This is a genomic window from Bradyrhizobium sp. CB1717 (genome assembly GCF_029714325.1).
Lineage (GTDB): Bacteria > Pseudomonadota > Alphaproteobacteria > Rhizobiales > Xanthobacteraceae > Bradyrhizobium.
Genome location: NZ_CP121666.1, coordinates 3,169,315 through 3,188,654, shown reverse-complemented (window position 1 = coordinate 3,188,654; position 19,340 = coordinate 3,169,315). Strand labels below are relative to the sequence as shown.

The window sequence follows — 19,340 nt, the reverse complement described above, 5'->3', positions numbered from 1 at the left end:
TGGAGCAAGGAGCGGACGATGAACCATGCGGACGTCCCGATCCGATTGCTGGCGGCAGGTCTCATGATCGTGCTGACCGGCGGGGCCGTCCGGACGCAGCCTGCCGCTCCTGCGCCTTCAGTCGGGATCGTCGAAGCGACACGGCGGCCGATCACCGAGAGCAGCGAGTTTCTCGGCCGCATCGAGGCGATCAACCGGGTCAACGTTGCCGCCCGCGTCACCGCTTTTCTGGAACAGCGGCTCTTCAACGAGGGCGCCGAGATCAAGAAAGGTGACCAGCTCTATCGCCTCGAGCGCGGTCCATTCGAAGCCGATCTTGCGGCCAAGAAGGCGCAGGTGGCGCAGCTCGAGGCAACGCTGGAGAATGCAAGGCTGACGACGGAGCGCGCACGGACTCTGCTGGGCGGACCGGCCGGACAGCAGTCGACCTATGACGCCGCGATTGCAAACCAGCGCAGCCTAGAAGCCCAGGTGCAGGCCGCGCAGGCGCAGGTCCAGGCCTCGCAGATCAACCTCGACTACACCGTGATCAGCGCGGCGATCGACGGCAAGATCGGACGTACGGCGGTGACGGAAGGCAACATCGTGAGCCCCTCGTCCGGCGTGCTGACCACCATCGTCAGCCAGGATCCGATGTACGTCACGTTTCCCGTGCCGCTACGCCAGGGACTCGAGCTGCGCGAGCGATACGGTCCGCAAGGCGGACTTGAGGCGGTGGTGATCCGATTGCGCCTGCCCGACGGGCGCATGTACGGCCAGTCCGGCAAGTTGAACTTCGTCGACAACAGCATCGCGCAAAACACCGACACGATCACGGTGCGGGGCGAAATCGCCAATCCGATCCTGCGCGCCTCCTCCGCGGCAGGCGTCATCACCCACGAGCTGACGGACGGCGAGTTCGTGACCGTCGTGCTCGAAGGGGTCCAGCCGATCGAGGTGCTGGCGATCCCGCGCTCGGCGGTGCTGTCCGATCAACGGGGCGACTACGTCCTCGTGGTGGGCACGGGCAACAAGGCCGAGCAGCGGCGCATTCAGCTCGGACAGTCGACAACGACGATTGCCGCGGTCATCGACGGGCTTGCGGCCGGCGACAAGGTGATCGCGGAAGGCCTGCAGCGGGTTCGTGCCGGCCAGACCGTCACCCCGGATCCGGCAAGCGCACTCATTCTGTCGAGCATGAAGGGCGCAGCGACCGGACCGGAGCCACCGGCCGACCACGGCACCCGCCTCCCGACACGCCCGGCGGACGGCAGCCCATGATATCGGACGTCTTCGTCGACCGCCCGCGGCTATCGATGGTGATCGCTTTCATCATCACCATCGCCGGCGCGCTGGCGCTCACCCAGATTCCGGTGGCGCAGTTTCCGGATATCGTGCCGCCTCAGGTCACCGTGGCCGCGACCTTCCCCGGCGCCTCGGCCGAAGTGGTGGAGAGCAGCGTCGCCCAGCCGTTGGAGGCTCAGGTCATCGGCGTCGACCGCGCGCTGTACATGAAATCGACCAGCGCCAACGACGGCAGCTACACGCTGACGGTCTCGTTCGCGCTCGGCACCAATCCCGACATCAACACCGTCAACGTCAACAATCGCGTGCAGAGCGCGCTGTCGCAATTGCCCACGGAGGTGCAGCAGCAGGGCGTGACGGTGCAGAAGCGGTCCTCGTCGATCCTGCAGTTTCTGGTGCTCTACAGCGCCGATGGCCAGCAGGATCCGCTCTTCATCACCAACTACGCCATCATCAACGTGCTGGACGCGATTGCCAGCACACCAGGGGTCGGCCAGGCCAATCTGTTCGCCAAGATGAACTATTCGATGCGGATCTGGTTCGATACGCAGCGGCTCACCAGTCTCGGCCTGACCCCGGCCGATGTGATCGCCGCAATTCGCGCGCAGAGCGTCCAGGCTCCCGTCGGCCGTATCGGCGCGCGTCCGATCAGCAACGATCAGCAGTTCCAGTTCAACGTGCAGACACTGGGCCGGCTCGCCACCGTCGACCAATTCGCCAACATCGTGCTGCGCGCCAATCCGGACGGATCATCGCTGCTGGTGAAGGATGTCGCCCGCGTGGAGATGGGCGCGCAAAATCTCGACAGCGAAGCGCGGATCGACGGGCGCGCCGCCGTTCCGGTCGCGATCTATCTCGCGCCGGGCGCCAATGCGGTGACCACCGCGCGCGCGGTGGCGGAGACGATGCAGCGGCTGTCCGCCCGGTTTCCCGCAGGCCTCAGCTATCTCGTGCAATACGACTCCACGAGTTTCGTCCGCGACACAATCGCGGAGGTGTTGCGGACACTGGGCGAGGCGTTCGTTCTGGTGGTGGTCGTGGTCTATTTGTTCCTCGGAAACCTTCGCGCGACGGCGATTCCGGCCGTCGCCGTACCCGTCAGTCTTGTGGGTACCTTCGCCGTCCTGCTGACCTTCGGCTATTCGGCCAACACCGTATCTCTGCTCGCGATGGTGCTCGCCATCGGCATCGTCGTCGACGACGCCATCGTCGTGGTGGAGAACGTCGAGCGCGTCATGGCGGAAGAGCCCGACCTGTCGCCGGCGGAGGCCAGCAAGAAGGCCATGAGACAGATCACCGCGCCGATCATCGCCATTACCCTGGTGCTGCTCTCGGTGTTCGTCCCGATCGCATTCATTCCCGGCATTTCGGGCACGCTGTTCCGTCAGTTCGCGGTCACCATCAGCGCCGCCATGATGATCTCGGCATTGAATGCGCTCACGCTCTCGCCGGCGCTGTGCGCCCTGCTGCTGCGCCACGGCAGCCCGCGTCGGGGCCTCATCGGCCGCGTGCTCGGCGGGATCGACTGGGTGCGCGATCGCTACAGCGGCGGCGTCCGCCACCTGGTGCGTATGGCCGCCTTGTCACTGCTGCTCGTGGCGGTCTTTGCCGGCGGGATCTTCGGCCTGTCGCTGGTCACGCCGACGGGCTTCCTGCCGGAAGAGGACCAGGGTGCCTTCTTCACCTCGGTGCAGTTGCCCGATGGCGCATCGGTGGCGCGGACCAGCGCGGTCACGCGGCAGGTCGAGGACATCCTGAAACAGATACCGGCCGTCGACCATGTCCTGGCGGTGATCGGCTTTTCGCTGCTCGACGGCGCCTCCGAGCCGAACAGCGCGCTGGTGGTGGCGCGGCTGAAACCCTTCGCCGACAGAAAGGCGGCGGCGGATTCGGCGCAGGCGCTGATTGCCAGGATGTTTGCAGCCGGTGCGCAGATTCGACAGGCCAACGTGCTGCCCTTCAACCTGCCGCCGATCATCGGGCTCTCGACCGGAGGCGGATTCGAATATCAGTTGCAGGCGCTGGAGGGACAGAGTCCGGCCGCGATTTCCAGCGTGACGAACGCGCTGATCGGCGCCGCCAATGCCGATCCACGGCTCGCGCGCGTGTTCTCGACATTCACCGCGACCAACCCGTCGCTCTATCTCGATATCGACCGCCGCAAGGCCCAGGCACTCGGCGTCACCATCAGCGACATCTTCACTGCGTTGCAGGCCACGCTCGGCGGCATCTACGTCAACAATTTCAACATGTTCGGCCGGACCTGGCAGGTCAATCTTCAAGGCGAGGCGTTCGACCGGGCCGACACCTCGGACATCTGGCGGATCTATGTGCGCAACAGCACCGGCGAGATGGTGCCGCTACGATCGCTGGCGGGGCTGAAGATCGTCACCGGACCGCAGGTCATCACCCGCTACAACAACTACCGCTCGGTGACCGTCAACGGCAGCCCGGCGCCGAACATCTCCTCGGGCACCGCGATGGCTGCCATGACCGGGATCTCCGATGCCGTGCTGCCGTCGGGCTACACGTTCGCATGGACCGGCACCGCCTATCAGGAGCAACAGGCCGCCGGCCAGACCGGAATCGTGCTGATGCTCGCCGTCCTGTTCGCCTATTTGTTCCTGGTCGCGCTCTATGAGAGCACGGTGATCCCCATCCCCGTGCTGCTCTCGGTCGTCGTCGGCGTGCTCGGATCCTATCTCGGCATCAAGGTCGCGGGACTCAACCTCGATCTCTATGGCCAGATCGGCCTGGTGGTCCTGATCGCCCTCGCCGCCAAGAACGGCATCCTGATCGTCGAATTCGCGAAGGAGCAGCGCGAGGCGGGCATGGCGCTCGATGAGGCCGCCGTCCAGGGCGCCCATATGCGCTTTCGTGCCGTCATGATGACCTCGGCCGCCTTCATCCTCGGCCTGCTGCCGCTCGTCGTCGCAACGGGCGCTGCCGCGCTCAGCCGTCGCGCGGTGGGCACGGCGGTGTTTGCCGGCATGCTGGCCGCAAGCTCGATCGGGATATTCCTGGTGCCGATGCTCTATGTGGTCTTTCAACGCGTCCGCGAGCGCACGAAAGCGGCTTTCAAATCAAGCCATCGGCCGACTTCGCCCGACCGCAATGCGGTCTAGCCGGGCTTCGACGATGCCCATTGCATCCGTCATACCCGTCGCCCGAAAACGACCTTCAGCCCGCACGCCGCACCCGGTCCGTGCGATGAGCGAAAAAGCGCGGAGATCTTTCGCAATCTGTCCTCCGGAGAGGAACAAGACGGAGCAAGCCGGCCCCCCAATCGAAGAGAGCGTTCCGATCCACAAATGCTGATAGCATCTGATTTTATGGTGGGCGCACCAGGGCTCGAACCTGGGACCCGCTGATTAAGAGTCAGCGACGGGTTGAGTACAATCAATGACTTGCCCGTCGCACCGTTGGACCTCTCCGCCGAGAATGGGCATTCGTCGCACGATCATCCTACGTCGCGCTGATTACTCGGGCTCTTTTCCCATTCGGACCGAACGATCCATTGGAGCAACAGAGCCTTACTCCGCAGCCAATGCTGATCGCAATTCCGGCTTATCGTGCGAAGCATCGTGCATATCATCTGCAGTCGGCTTGATCCGGAACCACGCGGCATAGAGCGCGGGAAGGAACAGCAGGATCAGAACCGTTCCGACCGCGGTGCCGCCGATCAGCGTATAGGCCATCGATCCCCAGAAAACGGAATGCGTGAGCGGGATGAAGGCCAAGACGGCGGCCAATGCGGTGAGGATCACCGGCCGCGTGCGTTGCACCGTGGCTTCGATGACGGCGTGATAGTCGTCAAGTCCGGCGGCAAGGTTCTCCTTGATCTGTTCGGTCAAGATCAGAGTGTTGCGCATCAGAATGCCGGCCAGTCCGATCAGGCCCAGAATCGCGTTGAACCCGAACGGCTGGTTGAAGAGGAGCAACGCAGGCACGACGCCGACAAGGCCGAGCGGTCCGGTCAGGACGACCATCGCCATCGTCGAGAAGGATCGCACCTGCAGCATGACGACGATCAGCATCGCGGCGATCATGGCCGGGAAGATCGTCGCCAACGCGTCATTGGCCTTGGTTGCTTCCTCGATCGACCCGCCCAACTCGATACGATAGCCAGCCGGAAGGGATGCGATCAGCGGTTGGAGGGCCGTCTTGATCTCCTTGGAAACCTCCGGGGGTTGGGTCGCCTCATTGATATCGGAGCGAATGGTGACGACCGGCGTGCGATCGCGCCGCTTCATGATCGGCTCTTCGAGCCGGATTTCCGAATGGCCGACCTGGTCGAGCGGAATCGCGCGGCCGTCCCTGCTCATCAATGAGAAATCCGCCAGACGCGCCGGATCGAGCCGTTCGCCGCCGGCGCTGCGTGCCACGATCGGGACATTGCGGATGTCCTCGCGAACCTGCGTCACGGCGATGCCGGTGAGCAGGAACTGGAGTTGACGGCCCACCTCGGCCGGCGACAGGCCGATCAGGTTTAGGCGATCCTGATCCGGGATGAAGCGGAGCACGGGGGTGCGATCGCCCCAATCCCGATTTGCCTGCCGCGCGTCGTGAACGCCACGCATGACCTTGAGAGCCTTCTGAGAGATGGCATATAATTGAGCGGGATCCGGCCCCATGATCCGGAACTCCACCGGGAAAGGCGTGTAAGGTCCGAACACGAGTTGGGTGACGCGCACATTGGCCTCGGGTGCAAGGCCCTGCGACACGGTTTGTCGGAGCCGGTGCTTCAAAGCCTCGCGCGCCTCTGCGTCGGGCGTCAGCACGACGATCTTTGCGAAGGCCGGATCGGGCAGTTCCGGCGCCATCGCGAAGAAAAAGCGCGGCGCACCCTGACCGACATAGCTCGTGATGATCTTGGCCTCGGGTTGATCGTGCAGCCAACCTTCGAGCTTCTCGACGGTGGCCGTCGTCGTCTCGATGCTGGTGCCTTCCGGCAGGCGAACCTCCACCAGCACTTCCGGGCGATCGGAGGTCGGGAAGAACTGCTGCTTGACGCCACCCATGCCGACGACGGAAAGCGCGAAGGCGACGGCGACGATGCTGCAGGTCAGGAACTTGTGACGGACCGCGAGGGTGATGAGGCCTCGCAGGCGCTGATAGTTGGGTGTGCCGTAAATCGCGTGATGACCGCCTTCCACCGGCTTGATCGCAGGCAGCATCTTGACGCCAAGATAGGGCGTGAAGATCACCGCGACGATCCAGGAGACGATGAGGGCGAACCCCACGACCCAGAAGATGTTGCCGGCATATTCGCCGGCGGTCGAGCGCGCAAAGCCCACCGGCAGGAAGCCTGCGATCGTCACGAGTGTTCCGGACAGCATCGGCGCGGCGGTGTGGCTCCACGCATAGGCCGCCGCCGAGATGCGGTCCATGCCTTCTTCCATCTTCACCACCATCACCTCGATCGCGATGATGGCGTCGTCGACGAGAAGACCGAGCGCCAGGATGAGAGCGCCGAGCGTGATGCGGTCGAAGAACCGGCCGGTTTCCAGCATGATGAGGAACACGACGGCGAGCGTCAGAGGGACGGCCGCCGCGACGACGATGCCGACGCGCCAGCCGAGGCTGAGCAGGCTCACCAGCAGCACCACGCCGAGCGCCATCGCGAACTTCATCATGAATTCGTCGACCGCCGAGGTGATGTTGACGGCCTGGTCGCTGACCTTGGCCAGGGTCATCCCGAGTGGCAATGTCCCAGCGATCGCTGCGGACCTCTCCTCCAGCGCCTTGCCGAGTGCCAGACCATTCCAGCCCTCCTGCATCACCGCCGCGAGCATGATGGTGGGCTCACCCTGGTGCCTGATGATGTAGGTGGGCGGATCCTCGTAGCCGCGGCGCACCTCGGCAATGTCGGAAAGCTTCAGCGTTCGCCCGGCAGCGACGATCGGCGTGTCGGCGATCGCCTGGACGCTGTCATAAGCGCCGTCCACCCGGATGAAGACCTGCGGCCCCTTGGTGTCGATCGAGCCTGCCGGGGTCAACGTGTTCTGCCGCTGCAAGGCGGCAACGATATCCGTTGCCGATACGCCGAGGGTCGTCAGCTTGGCATAGGAAAACTCGACGAATATCTGTTCGGGACGCTCGCCGAGGATATTGATCTTCTTGACGCCGGGCACGTGCAGGAGGTCCTGTCGGATGACCTCGGCTTGCCGCGCAAGTTCGCGCATCGGCATGCCCTTGGCCTTGAGGGCGTAGAGTCCGAAGCTCACATCCGAATATTCGTCGTTGACGAACGGGCCCAGCACGCCAGAAGGCAGCTTGCGCGCTTCATCTCCGAGCTTCTTGCGGGCCTGATAAAACTCTTCCTGCACGCTCGATGGCGGCGTGCTGTCCTTCAGCGTTACCGTCATGTACGCATAACCGGGCCGCGTGGTCGTCTCCACCCGGTCGTACCAGGTCAGTTCCTGAATCCGCTTCTCCAGGGGCTCGGCGACCTGGTCCTGCATCTCGCGTGCCGTCGCGCCGGGCCAAACCGTCGTGACCGTCAGCGTCTTGATGGTGAAGGACGGGTCCTCGGCCCGCCCGAGCTTGAAGAAGGCATAGGCGCCCGCGGCGGCCAACAGCAGGATGAAGAACAGGGTGACGGCCCGCTCGCGAACAGCGACCGCGGAAAGATTGAAGCTCATCAGTTGCTCCTGGTTTCGGAGGCAGTCCTGACGCGCGCGCCCTCATGCAGGAGATGAGCACCTAATGAAACAATCTGGTCGCCGGAGTTCGATCCGGAGATAACGGCCGTTTCGCTGGTCACTCGCAGAAGCTTGACGGGCTGCAAGCGGACGGTCGAGGTGGCGCTGTCGAAGACCCAAACGCCGGTCGCTCTGCCGTCATCGAGCACGGCGCCCAGCGGCACCTGGACTTCCGGCTGACCAACCTGGCTTGCAAGCCGAATGGTAACCGTCGCGCCCAGCGGTGCCGCAGCGGCCTCACCATCGAGCACGTAGCGGGCCTCATAGGTGCGGGTCTGAGGATCGGCGGAATCCGACAACTGCCGAAGATGTGCGGTATAGCGGCGCCCGTCGCTGCCATAGAGGCTTGCCTCGGCGAGCGAACCGATCGCCGGCCGCATCGTTTCGGGAAGAGCGACCACAGCTTCGCGAGGACCGGACTGCGCCAGCCGAACCACCGCTTGGCCGGCAGAGACCACTTGTCCCGGTTCGCCCAGCGTTTGGGTGACGGTTCCGTCCGCATCCGCCACCAGGACGGAATAGGTCGCCTGGTTCTCGGCGACGCCTGCTTCGGCTTCCGCAGCGGCAAGCTGCGCTTTGGCGGTGTCCGATGCGGCCTTCGCCTGCTCGTAGCGCTGTTTGGAAGTCCATCCGTCGTTCACCAGGTTGGCGTAGCGCCGCTCGTCGGCGTCGGTCTGAACGACAACTGCACGCGCAGCAGCGACGGCGTTGCGCTTCGCTGTGACCGCCAGGCGGAGGTCGGTTTCGTCGATCCGCATCAGCGGCTGGCCGGATTTGACCTGCTCACCGACATTCACGAGTCGTTCGACGATCTTCCCGGCGACGCGAAAACCGAGATTGCTTTCCACTCTGGCGCCGATGGTCCCGGTGAAGCCACGTTCGGATCCGCCGACTCGCGCGGCCGTCACCAGACGGACCATCGGCGGCTCCTGCCGCGGGTCGCTAACCGCAGAGGCTTCATGGGCAGGAATCGCAAGAGCAACGAAGGTCGCCACCCCCGCCGGCACCAAAATACCAGCTAATACCGCAATACCCCTCTTCATGACCCGCTCCTCTGGAATTAGATTTCATATGACCTCTATAATCCTCTTAGATGTCGACCGCAATCTATTTTTGATCGCTAACGGGAACGTGACCCCCATTCCCTTTTGGTCAAACGCTGCAAATCCAGGCTTGGGGATTGATAGATTGCGCTCGAACTCTATATCGAATATAGAAGTCGAACGAAATCCAAATGGAGATCCACGATGCGAGTGAGTCGCACCCAGGCGGCCGAGAACCGCCAAACCGTGATCAATGTGGCCAGTCGCCTCTTCAGGGAGCGCGGCTTTGACGGCATCGGGCTGAAGGACCTGATGAAGGGGGCCGGGCTGACCCAAGGCGCCTTCTACAAGCAGTTCGCATCCAAAGAGGATCTGGCGGTGGAGGCGTCCAAGCGTGCATTGGAGAGCGCATCCGGACGATGGTCAGACGCGGCTGCGGCACATCCTGACGATCCGCTCGGCGCGGTGATTAGGTTCTACCTCAGTGGCGACCATCGCGGAGAGAAGATGGACGGCTGCCCGATCGTGGCGCTCGGCGCAGATGCCGCCCGACAAGGCCCTGACGTGAAGGCGGAATTCGAAGCGGGAATCAAAGCGCATCTTGACGTGATCGGCCGCTTCATCGCCGGGACCGGCGAGGAGGCCTCGCGCGGCAAGGCCATGGCCATTCTCGCAACGATGGTCGGCGCGGTGACGCTGTCGCGCGTCGTCAACGACCCTGATCTGGCTCAGGCGCTTTTGGATGCCGCTGCCGAACAGGTTCGCGACGTCGCTGCCGCTTGAAAGCGCGCCCCTCGAAGCACGGAGAGATCGAATGCTCAGCATGACTGAAGCCAAACCAAGTTTGCTGAAGATATCGGATGAGCTAAGCGTACGTTTTCAAAAGACCGGCAGCGGGCCTCCGCTGCTCCTCATACATACGATCCGGACGCAGCTCGAATATTTCCGCGGTCTTGCGCCCCTCCTCGCCGAATCGCACACGGTGTACGCCATTGACCTTCCGGGTCACGGACACTCACCCATCGATCCAAGCGCAAGCTTCGATGAACCCTACTTCAGGCGGGCCGTCATACGCTTCATCGAGGAGCTGGACCTCTCGGACGTGACGCTCGTTGGCGAATCGATCGGCGGGGCATTGGCCCTCACAGTGGCGGCGTCCCTTCCGCAGCGGGTGAAGCGGGTCTTTGCGATCAACCCCTACGACTATGAGACCCGCTACGGCGACGGCATTCGACGCGGCAACTGGTTCGCGAACTTCATCATCGGAAGTCTGCAGATCCCGGTGCTCGGCGCGATCAATGCTTCGCTCGAAAACAAGATGGTCCTCGGCAAGATCATGGGCGGCGGATATCACGACCCACGCAAACTGCCGGCGGATTTGCTTGCCGAGTTCAATGAAGTGGCCCGCCGTCCGGGATACAAGCGGATCGCGCGCAAGGTGCTGGCTGGCTGGCGATCCTGGAGCAAGGCACGCGATTACTATCGGCAGATCTCAGCGCCCGTGACGCTCATTTATGGCGATAGCGATTGGTCTCGGCCGGACGAACGCGAACGCACACAGTCGCTGATTCCTGCTTCACAGATGGTGGCGCTCAAGAATACCGGCCACTTCTCAGCTGTTGAGAATCCATCGGAGCTGGCTCGCGTGATAGTGGAGACCGAATGACGGCAATGATCAACGCAAGGATGTGCGATCAGGTTCACCGCTTTGCTCGCCCTAGTATCCCATTCTACGACGGGCACATGATCGACCTGTACCATCGCATCTGCGCGCTCTATCGAATGGGGTGATACAGAAGCAAAGAAATAAGGTCGCACAACAATCGTACCGTGCGACGTCCGCCCACAAAAAGCGTCGTACGAGACGGCACTTTGCCTGCTGTCCGGCATGAAAAAACCCTGCATCAGCAGGGCTTTAAAATGGTGGGCGCACCAGGGCTCGAACCTGGGACCCGCTGATTAAGAGTCAGCTGCTCTACCAACTGAGCTATGCGCCCGAAAGGCCGGTCAAAGCCTTGCGAGGCCGGTCGTTTAGCAAAGCGATCCGGGTCTGGCAAGCGATGTGGCGCATGTTTTCCAAGGTTCTTCCAAAGGTCCCAAAAAGCGAAAAGCCGCTGGATTCCAGCGGCTTCGCCAAAGCTGATCCAAGGTTAAATCCCTCGGAAAATACGGGGTGGCTCAGAGCCGGCCCTCGCGATCCCGGTCCGGGCTGCCGTCGCGGTCGAAACGGTCCCGGTGGAAGTGCTCCATGCCCCTCTCCATCATCCGGTCCATGCCGCGTCCCATGAAGTGGTGGGGCGGGCCGTCCTCGCCGCCGCCGAACGGGCCGCGGTGGCGGGTCAGCACGGCGAGGCGCCGCTTCTGGCCCTCGTCCAGGGTCTTGTAGAGCGGGTCGGCGGCATCGGCGATCTTCTTCAGGGCGGCGGAACTGGCGCCCATGTCCTCGGCGCGCTGGCGCAGGCGGGCGATCGGATCGTCCGGCTTGTCGGCATCCCTGTTTGCGTCACCTGGGCCGGCATTCATGCGCGCATTGGCGCGATCGATGCGCAGCTTGGCGAAGTCGCGCACGGCGGCCTCGACCGGCGGCCACAGCTTTTCCTGATCGGCGTTGAGCTTCAGCCCGGCGTGGACGGCGGCGATCCGCGCGTCGACGAAGGCGGCGCGGTCTTCCGGATTCATGCGGATGTGGCGGAAGTGCTCCATCCACGGGCGATGATACTGGGCATAAACCGCGCCCGAGCCGGCAATGCTGAGCGCGGCGATGGCGGCGATGGTGAACTTCTTCATCCGAACCTCCTCTGGAAGGATGCCCGCAAGGATGAGCGCGAGGAGGCTGACGCGCAACTTACAACTTGGACAGGGAGCGCGTTCTTACGCAGATGTAACTGCCGTGAATGTCCGTTCAGATGCATACTGAAATGATTTGCAACAGAAAGGGCTTCCGTGCCGACACGGAAGCCCTCTGTTCATGCATTATTTATCCGCGCACGCGCGCGTCAGTTCGTCGTGCTCTTGGCTTCCTTCAGGAACTCGTCGATCAGCGGCTGGCCGACGCGGCCCGCGGCGTCCTTGTAGACCGGCTCCATCGCCTTGCGCATCGCCTCGTCCTGCGCGCCCGTGAGCTTGATGATCTCGCTCTTGCCGCTCTTCTTGATCTCGGCGAGCGCGTCGTCGTTTTCCTTCTGCGACTGCGCGTTGTTGAAGTCGGTCGCTTCCTTCATCGCCTTCGACAGTTGGTCGCGGATGTCGGCCGGCAAATCGTCCCAGAACTTCTTGTTCACGATCACGACGTAGCCGATGTAGCCGTGATTGGTCTCGGTGATGTACTTCTGCACCTCGTGCATCTTCTGGGTATAGATGTTCGACCAGGTGTTCTCCTGGCCGTCGACGACGCCGGTCTGCAGTGCCTGGTAGACCTCGCCGAAAGCCATCACCTGCGGCAGCGAGCCGAGCGTCTTGAACTGGGCCTGCAGCACGCGCGAGGACTGGATGCGGAACTTGACGCCCTGATAGTCGGCGGGCGCAATCAGCTTCTTGTTCGCGCTCATCTGCTTGAAGCCGTTGTCCCAATAGGCAAGGCCGGTGATGCCCTTGGTATCCAGCAGCTTGAGAAGGCGGAGCCCAAGCGGGCCTTCCGTCACCTTCCGCAGCGTCTTCAGGTCGGGCAGGATGTAGGGCAGGTCGAACACCTCGAACTCGCGGATGCCGAGCGGGCCAAACTTGGAGTTGGACGGCGCCAGCATCTGCACGCTGCCGAGCTGCAGCGCCTCGAGTTCTTCCTTGTCCTTGTACAGCGTCGAGTTCGGGTAGACCTCGACCTTGACCTTGCCGCCGGTGTACTTCTCGGCGAGTTCCTTGAACTTCTCCGACGCCTTGCCCTTCGGCGTGTCGGTGGCGACGACGTGGCTGAACTTGATGATGATCGGCGACTGCGCCAGTGCCGGCCCGGTCAGGCCAAGTGCCAGGACCGCGATGGACGCGGCGATCGCGAAGGTGCGCATAGTCTCTCCCCGTTGTTTTTTGGGCCGCCCGGCGCGCAGGCGGCCAATCGTTGCTCCGGCTGCATCAATAGCGGCTGGGAGACGGAGCCGCTATTGGCCCTTAGCAGGGCAGCTATTCATGATGAACGCCGCAAGCGCTGGTGCGCCCCCTCTCCCACTTGCGGGAGAAGGCTGGGAAGAGGGTGTCTCCGCTCCGGGACATTCTCCGAGGAGAGAACCCTGACCCGCCGCTTCGCGTCGACCTCTCCCGCAAGCGGGAGAGGTGCAACAACTCGCAGCGGTGCTTCTCAGCTCGCCGCCGCCGTCGTCACCGTGTCGCGCTGGCGCTTCATGACGATCTTGTTTAGTGCGCCCAGATAGGCCTTGGCCGAGGCCACCAGCGTATCCGGGTCCGCCGCGCGCGCCGTCATCGAGCGGCCGTCCTGCGACAGCCGCACCGAGACTTCCGCCTGTGCGTCGGTGCCTTCGGTGACCGCGTGAACCTGGTACAGCTCGAGCTTGGCCTCGTGCGGCACCAGGCGCTTGATGCAGTTGAACACCGCATCGACAGGACCGTTGCCCTCGGCTTCCTCGATCTTGATCTGGCCGTCGACGTCGAGCTTCATGGTCGCGCGCTGCGGGCCATGGGTGCCGGCGATCACGGTCAGCGAGGTCAGCTTGATGCGGTCGTGCGAGGCCGCCATCTCCTCGTCGACCAGCGCCTCGATGTCCTCGTCGTAGATGTCCTTCTTGCGGTCGGCGAGCGCCTTCATCCGCGTGAACGCATCTTCCAGCTGGTTCGGACCGAGCTTGTAGCCCATCTCCTCCAGCTTGTGCACGAAGGCGTGACGGCCGGAGTGCTTGCCGAGCACCAGCGAGGACTGCTTCAGGCCGACCATCTCGGGCCGCATGATCTCGTAGGTCGAGGCGTCCTTCAGCACGCCGTCCTGATGGATGCCGCTCTCATGCGCGAAGGCGTTCCGGCCGACGATCGCCTTGTTGTACTGGACCGGAAACGAGGTCGCCGCCGACACCACCTTCGAGGCGCGGGTCAGCTGCGTGGTGTCGATCTTGTTCCAGTAGGGGAATTTGTCGTTGCGCACGTTGATCGCCATCACGATCTCTTCGAGCGCAGCGTTGCCGGCGCGCTCGCCGATGCCGTTGATGGTGCACTCGACCTGGCGCGCGCCGCCGACGATGCCGGCCAGCGAGTTCGCCACGGCCATGCCGAGGTCGTTATGGCAGTGCACGGAGAACACCGCCTTGTCCGAGTTCGGCACGCGCTCGATCAGCGTCTTCATGAAGTGGGTGTATTCCTCCGGCACCGTGTAGCCGACGGTATCGGGGATGTTCACCGTGGTGGCGCCAGCCTTGATCACGGCCTCCACGATGCGGCAGAGGAAATCCATCTCGCTGCGGGTGCCGTCCTCGGCCGACCATTCGACGTCGTCGATCTGGTTGCGGGCGCGCGCGACCATCGCAACCGAGGTCTCGAGCACTTCTTCCGGCGTCTTGTTCAGCTTCACCCGCATATGCAACGGCGAGGTCGCGATCACGGTGTGGACGCGGCCACGCTTGGCGAACTTCACCGCTTCAGCGCAGCGGTCGATGTCGGCCGGATGCGCGCGGGACAGGCCGGCGATGACGGAATTCTTGGAGCGGCGGGCGATCTCGCTCACCGCTTCGAAGTCACCCTGCGAGGTGATCGGGAAGCCGGCCTCGATGACGTCCACGCCCATATCGTCCAGCAGCTCGGCGACCTCGAGCTTCTCCTCGAAGGTCATGGTGGCGCCGGGGCACTGCTCGCCGTCGCGCAGCGTGGTGTCGAAAATGATGACGCGGTCCTTGTCGGACTTGTTCGCGGGGGCCATTGCAAATTTCCTTTTGAGCTTTTGGCGCCGTCAGTCTTCTGGGCGCCTGAGGTGTCCGGTGATCTCGACCAGCCCCTGAGCGCCCAGGCGCGTTGCGCCCAGCCGGCCCTCAGGGGCAGCTAAGAAGAAGCCCGCCAAGAAGGAGGGTGGGCAGCGCGGCCGGGATCGTGGCGGCGGCCAGAGCCACCTCCTTCGAAATCCCATCGATTTGGCCGCGAATCAGCATTGCCAGACCCTTTTGAGCCCTCAAATCCTCGGTCAAAACCGTTGACGGTTGGTTGCCGGGAGGCTCGATGCGCCTGTTTCTAGACGAGAAACGGGCGCAACTGCAACGCCAAAAGATGGTCAGGAAGGCTGACCTGGTTGGAGGTCGACCCGTGCCTCCCTCAGCAAGCGTCCCATCAGCCCCGTCATCCTGAGGTGCGAGTGGCGCGATGCGATCAGCATCGTGCCGGGAGCCTCGAAGGATGAACGGCCGAGATGTATCCGGGCCGTCGCCCTTCGAGGCGCAGTCGCGCCGTAAGGCGCGCACCTCAGGGTGACGGTGATACAGGAGAGTTCGCGATAGCCTCCGCGTCCTCGCGATACTAAAGGCCCGGATTGATTGTGCTTCGCTCCATCCGAACTGGGGAGCAACGTCGAGCTATCCCGCGCGGCGGGCGCGGGCCCTGCTCTCCCAGCGATCCAGCATCTGGCCGAGTTCGCCGGTGGCTACCTTCGCAACTGCGTTGGAATTCGCAGCTTCGTTGGTGTTGGCGGGCGCGGCGGCGCGCAACCAGTCCGGCTCGCTATATTCGCGCCAGCGCTGCGCCTCCGCCCGACGTTTGCGGGAGACACGATCGCGGGTGAAATAGCCGGCGGCGAACGCGACGGCGAGCGCAATGACCAGTGCAACAACGGCTAACACAGTGAACTCCGGAAATTGCCCCGCCCCGTTCTGCCAGCATCGCGCGCGAGGTCAAGGCTTGACAGACCCCAAAACCGGCCCCGGTTAACAGCCCGCGGGCGAGGCGAATTGTCGCCCTGCATCAGGCGCAGCCGCAATGCGGCAATGTTGCGGCGATCTCGCGGCATCGCGCGGAGGCTGCGAACCTGCCCCTCGCAACCTGACGCGGACCGGACTAACCTTCGCCTCGCTTGGCCGGATCAACCGGCCAGCCGAACACGACCGGGAGGATGCGATGACACGCCAGGAGGCTCCTGAGCAGGAGCAGCGTGCGCAGGATGCTGCGCTTTCACGACGAACACTTGTCCGGGGATTGGCGCTCGGCGCCGCGGCCACAATGGCCGGCCCCGCGCTGGCCCAGACCGGGCCTGCCGCACCGCCGACGACGATCACGACGCCGCCGCGCGATTTCGGCCCGAACGGCGCGCCGACCACCTATTTCTGGGACCCCGACATCGTCGCGGTCGATCCGTCCTTCAACGATCTCGCGCAGCCCAACACCGCGATCAAGCGCCTCTATACCGGCCTGTTGTGGGCGGAAGGTCCGGCGTGGAGCGCACAGGGACGGTACCTGCTCTGGAGCGACATTCCCAACAACCGGCAAATGCGCTGGACCGAGGATGACGGCCGCGTCAGCGTATTCCGTTCGCCCTCCAACAACTCCAACGGCAACTCCTTCGACTTCCAGGGCCGCCAGCTCTCCTGCGAGCACCTGACGCGGCGGGTGACACGCTATGAGCATGACGGCACCGCCACGGTGCTGGCGGATTCCTATCAGGGCAAGCGGCTGAACTCGCCGAACGACATCGCGGCGCATCCCGACGGCAGCTACTGGTTCACCGATCCGCCCTATGGCGGCCAGCTCTACGAAGGCGAGCCTGACGTCGCGGGCGGTCCGAGCAATGCGGGCGGCAAGCTCAATCCGCGGATCGGACAGCCGGCCGGCTTCGTGCCGGGCAAGCGCGAGCTGCCGACCAACTGCTACCGCATCGATCCCTCCGGCCGCATCGATCTCGTCGTCACCGAGGACCAGGTGCCCGATCCGAACGGCCTGTGCTTCTCGCCCGACTACAAGAAGCTCTACATCGCCTCGACCGGCAAGGGACCCGGCGATACCGGCCCGGGCGGCAAAGGCGAGATTTTTGTCTTCGACGTCGGCACGGACAACAAGCTCTCGAACCTGAAGAAGTTCAGCGATTGCGTGATCGACGGCGTGAAGTGCGGGCCCGACGGCCTGCGCTGCGACGTCAACGGCAATCTCTGGGCCTCCAGCAACGCCGGCCGCGCCGTCGGCTACAGCGGCGTGACGGTGTGGTCGCCGGAGGGCAAGCTGCTCGGCCGCATCCGTCTGCCGGAAGTCTGCGGCAACGTCTGCTTCGGCGGCCCCAAGCGCAACCGCCTGTTCATGGCCGCGAGCCAGTCGCTCTATGCCGTGTATACGGCGACGCAAGGCGCGGGGCCGGGCTGAGCGATACAAGCTGAATGCGACGAGGCGTCAGCGCACCCCCGCTGGCGCCTCAAATATGAAGCCGATCGTTCACGGAGATAACGAAGTGACAGTCACCGTCCGTCCAATGACCTCGTCTAACCCAATCTAGGAACGCCTAACTATGCTCACCGTCTATGGCGAAGGTCGTGGCTTCCGTGTTGTTTGGCTGCTTGAGGAATTAGGGTTGGCTTATCGGCTGCGGCCGGTCGATCTGCTGGCGGCAGAGAAGGATCGCGATTTCCTCGCGATCAACCCCGCCGGCTTCATTCCGGCACTGCAGGATGGCGAGACGATCATGGTCGAATCGATCGCGATTCTTGAGTACCTGCTCGCCCGCCACGGCTCAGGTTCGCTTGCCGTCGCCCCTGATGATCCCGCCTTCGCTTCTTATCTGCAATTTCTCCACTTAGGCGAGGCCGGGCTCGCCGGGCCGATGAATGCCGTCCTTGTCGGTCGCCAACTGGCGCCCGAAGCCGAGCGAAATGCCCGGGTTACCTGCTGGGCACTCGAGACCTTCGAGAGCCGGCTGGGGTTGGTTATCCGCCGCCTCGCGGATTGCCCCTATCTCGCCGGCGACCGGTTCACTGCTGCCGATATCTCGGTGAGCTACGCCCTCCTGCTCGGCCTGCGAACTGGCAACTACGTCCCCGGTTCTACCGAGCGGGACTATCTCGCTCGCACGACGGCACGCCCTGCCTACGCCCGAGCGATGGAAAGTTGCCAGGCCACCAAGGCTTGGGCGGCGAGATCACCGGGATTGTAGTGCTCGCTTCATCGGAGCGGCCAAGCGCTGATTGAGTAGTGGCGAAGAGTTCCTGATGGGCGTCCACCAATTGGGGGGCGGTGGTCTTCCGCAGGCAGCAGGTGACTTCCGGACGGAGCGCGTGATAATTGAGCCATGGCAGACAAAATTCGCGTCGTTGTTCTCTATGGCGGCAGGTCCGGTGAGCATGAGGTCTCGCTGAAATCGGCGGCCTCGGTGTTCAGGCATCTCGACCGCAGCCGCTTCGAGGTGATCCCGGTCTCCATCGACAAGGAAGGTCGGTGGCAATGGAACGATCTTCGCTCGCTCGATCAGGCGCAGACGACGTCCTTGCCGATCCTGTCCAACGCGCCGGAGATACGGCTCGCCAGAGAACCTGATGGACGCGTCGCTCTCATGCCTGTAACCGCAGGGACGATGGACCCGCTCGAAATCGACGTCGTCTTTCCGGTCATCCACGGCCCGCTTTGCGAGGACGGCACCGTGCAGGGCCTGCTGGAATTGGCTGACGTCGCCTATGTCGGATCCGGCGTTCTCGCCTCCGCCGTCAGCATGGACAAGGATGTCGCCAAGCGGCTCGCTGAATTCGCCGGCATTCCGGTCGCGCCCTATCGCGTGCTCACCCGCAAGACCTTCGTTCAGGACCGATCTTCATCGCTTGCGAAGGCGGCCGAGGGCCTGAGCCTTCCGGTCTTCGTCAAGCCGTGCAACATGGGCTCCAGCGTCGGCATTCACAAGGTGAAGGATTGGGATGCACTCGCAGCCGCGCTCGACGATGCATTTCGCTATGACGTCAAGGTGCTGGTCGAGCAGGGCATCGACGCGCGCGAGATCGAGGTCGCTGTGCTCGAGGGCGAGACGCTGTTCGCGAGCCTCGCCAGCGAGCTGAACCCCAATGCCCATCACGAGTTCTATTCCTACGAGGCGAAGTATCTCGATCCCGACGGCGCCCGGGTCGACCTTCCGGCCAGGCTGGATGAAGCACAGATGGAGCGCGTGCGGTCGCTGGCGACGCGGGTGTTTGCGGCGCTCGAATGCAATGGCTTCGCGCGCGTCGACTTCTTCCTCGACCGGCAGGGCGGAGAGTTCTGCTTCAACGAGATCAACACCCTCCCCGGCTTCACGTCGATCAGCATGTATCCGAAGATGATGGAAGCCTCGGGCGTCCCCTATGGCGAGTTGCTGACCCGCCTCGTCGATCTGGCGCTGGACCGGCACCGGCAGCGGCAATCGCTGGAACGGGGTTACGCGAGCTAGGTT

13 protein-coding genes and 1 tRNA gene are annotated in these 19,340 nt (G+C 63.7%); 7 read left to right on the top strand and 7 right to left on the bottom strand.

The window, feature by feature from the left end:
* Positions 1-18 precede the first annotated feature (18 nt).
* Entirely contained in the window at positions 19-1,260 is a 1,242-nt protein-coding gene (locus QA649_RS15025) for an efflux RND transporter periplasmic adaptor subunit (protein ID WP_283024867.1), read from the top strand.
* Entirely contained in the window at positions 1,257-4,409 is a 3,153-nt protein-coding gene (locus QA649_RS15020; RefSeq protein ID WP_283024866.1) for a multidrug efflux RND transporter permease subunit, read from the top strand. The genes QA649_RS15025 and QA649_RS15020 overlap by 4 nt, the downstream gene beginning before the upstream one ends.
* Positions 4,410-4,817: 408 nt before the next feature.
* Here the strand turns inward: QA649_RS15020 and QA649_RS15015 are convergent, their stop codons facing one another.
* Entirely contained in the window at positions 4,818-7,928 is a 3,111-nt protein-coding gene (locus QA649_RS15015) for an efflux RND transporter permease subunit (RefSeq protein WP_283024865.1), read from the bottom strand.
* Positions 7,928-9,031 carry an efflux RND transporter periplasmic adaptor subunit gene (locus tag QA649_RS15010; RefSeq protein ID WP_283024864.1) on the bottom strand — a complete coding sequence of 368 codons (1,104 nt, stop codon included), beginning with the start codon at positions 9,029-9,031 and terminating at the stop codon, positions 7,928-7,930. The genes QA649_RS15015 and QA649_RS15010 overlap by 1 nt, the downstream gene beginning before the upstream one ends.
* 204 nt (positions 9,032-9,235) lie before the next feature.
* Here QA649_RS15010 and QA649_RS15005 point away from each other — a divergent pair, with 204 nt between their 5' ends.
* Both QA649_RS15005 and QA649_RS15000 read left to right on the top strand, forming a co-directional pair.
* Positions 9,236-9,814 (top strand): TetR family transcriptional regulator, encoded by a 579-nt coding sequence (locus tag QA649_RS15005; RefSeq protein ID WP_283024863.1) that lies wholly within the window; start codon positions 9,236-9,238, stop codon positions 9,812-9,814.
* Positions 9,815-9,845: 31 nt separating this feature from the next.
* Positions 9,846-10,697: an alpha/beta hydrolase gene (locus QA649_RS15000; protein ID WP_283024862.1), complete on the top strand. Its 852-nt coding sequence runs from the start codon at positions 9,846-9,848 to the stop codon at positions 10,695-10,697.
* A 255-nt stretch (positions 10,698-10,952) separates the two neighbouring features.
* Here the strand turns inward: QA649_RS15000 and QA649_RS14995 are convergent.
* The 5 genes from QA649_RS14995 to QA649_RS14975 form a co-directional block, all read right to left on the bottom strand.
* A tRNA-Lys gene (locus QA649_RS14995) sits at positions 10,953-11,028 on the bottom strand.
* Positions 11,029-11,209: 181 nt separating this feature from the next.
* The gene (locus QA649_RS14990; protein WP_283024861.1) at positions 11,210-11,818 is read right to left on the bottom strand and encodes a Spy/CpxP family protein refolding chaperone; all 609 of its coding nucleotides are present in this window, start codon (positions 11,816-11,818) and stop codon (positions 11,210-11,212) included.
* Positions 11,819-12,027: 209 nt separating this feature from the next.
* The gene (locus QA649_RS14985) at positions 12,028-13,032 is read right to left on the bottom strand and encodes a TRAP transporter substrate-binding protein (protein ID WP_283024860.1); all 1,005 of its coding nucleotides are present in this window, start codon (positions 13,030-13,032) and stop codon (positions 12,028-12,030) included.
* A gap of 287 nt (positions 13,033-13,319) precedes the next feature.
* On the bottom strand, positions 13,320-14,882 hold the full coding sequence (locus tag QA649_RS14980; RefSeq protein ID WP_283024859.1) for a 2-isopropylmalate synthase: 1,563 nt from the start codon (positions 14,880-14,882) through the stop codon (positions 13,320-13,322).
* 643 nt (positions 14,883-15,525) lie between these two features.
* Positions 15,526-15,789, bottom strand: a complete 264-nt coding sequence (locus QA649_RS14975; protein WP_283024858.1) for a hypothetical protein — start codon at positions 15,787-15,789, stop codon at positions 15,526-15,528.
* A gap of 274 nt (positions 15,790-16,063) precedes the next feature.
* On the opposite strand from QA649_RS14975, the gene QA649_RS14970 reads away from it, so the two are divergent.
* The 3 genes from QA649_RS14970 to QA649_RS14960 all read left to right on the top strand — a co-directional run bounded on the left by QA649_RS14970 (position 16,064) and on the right by QA649_RS14960 (position 19,337).
* The gene (locus tag QA649_RS14970) at positions 16,064-17,296 is read left to right on the top strand and encodes an SMP-30/gluconolactonase/LRE family protein (RefSeq protein WP_260389131.1); all 1,233 of its coding nucleotides are present in this window, start codon (positions 16,064-16,066) and stop codon (positions 17,294-17,296) included.
* Between the two features lie 142 nt (positions 17,297-17,438).
* The gene (locus tag QA649_RS14965; protein WP_283024857.1) at positions 17,439-18,080 is read left to right on the top strand and encodes a glutathione S-transferase family protein; all 642 of its coding nucleotides are present in this window, start codon (positions 17,439-17,441) and stop codon (positions 18,078-18,080) included.
* 135 nt (positions 18,081-18,215) lie between these two features.
* Positions 18,216-19,337 (top strand): D-alanine--D-alanine ligase family protein, encoded by a 1,122-nt coding sequence (locus tag QA649_RS14960; protein ID WP_283024856.1) that lies wholly within the window; start codon positions 18,216-18,218, stop codon positions 19,335-19,337.
* The last annotated feature ends 3 nt before the right edge of the window (positions 19,338-19,340 follow it).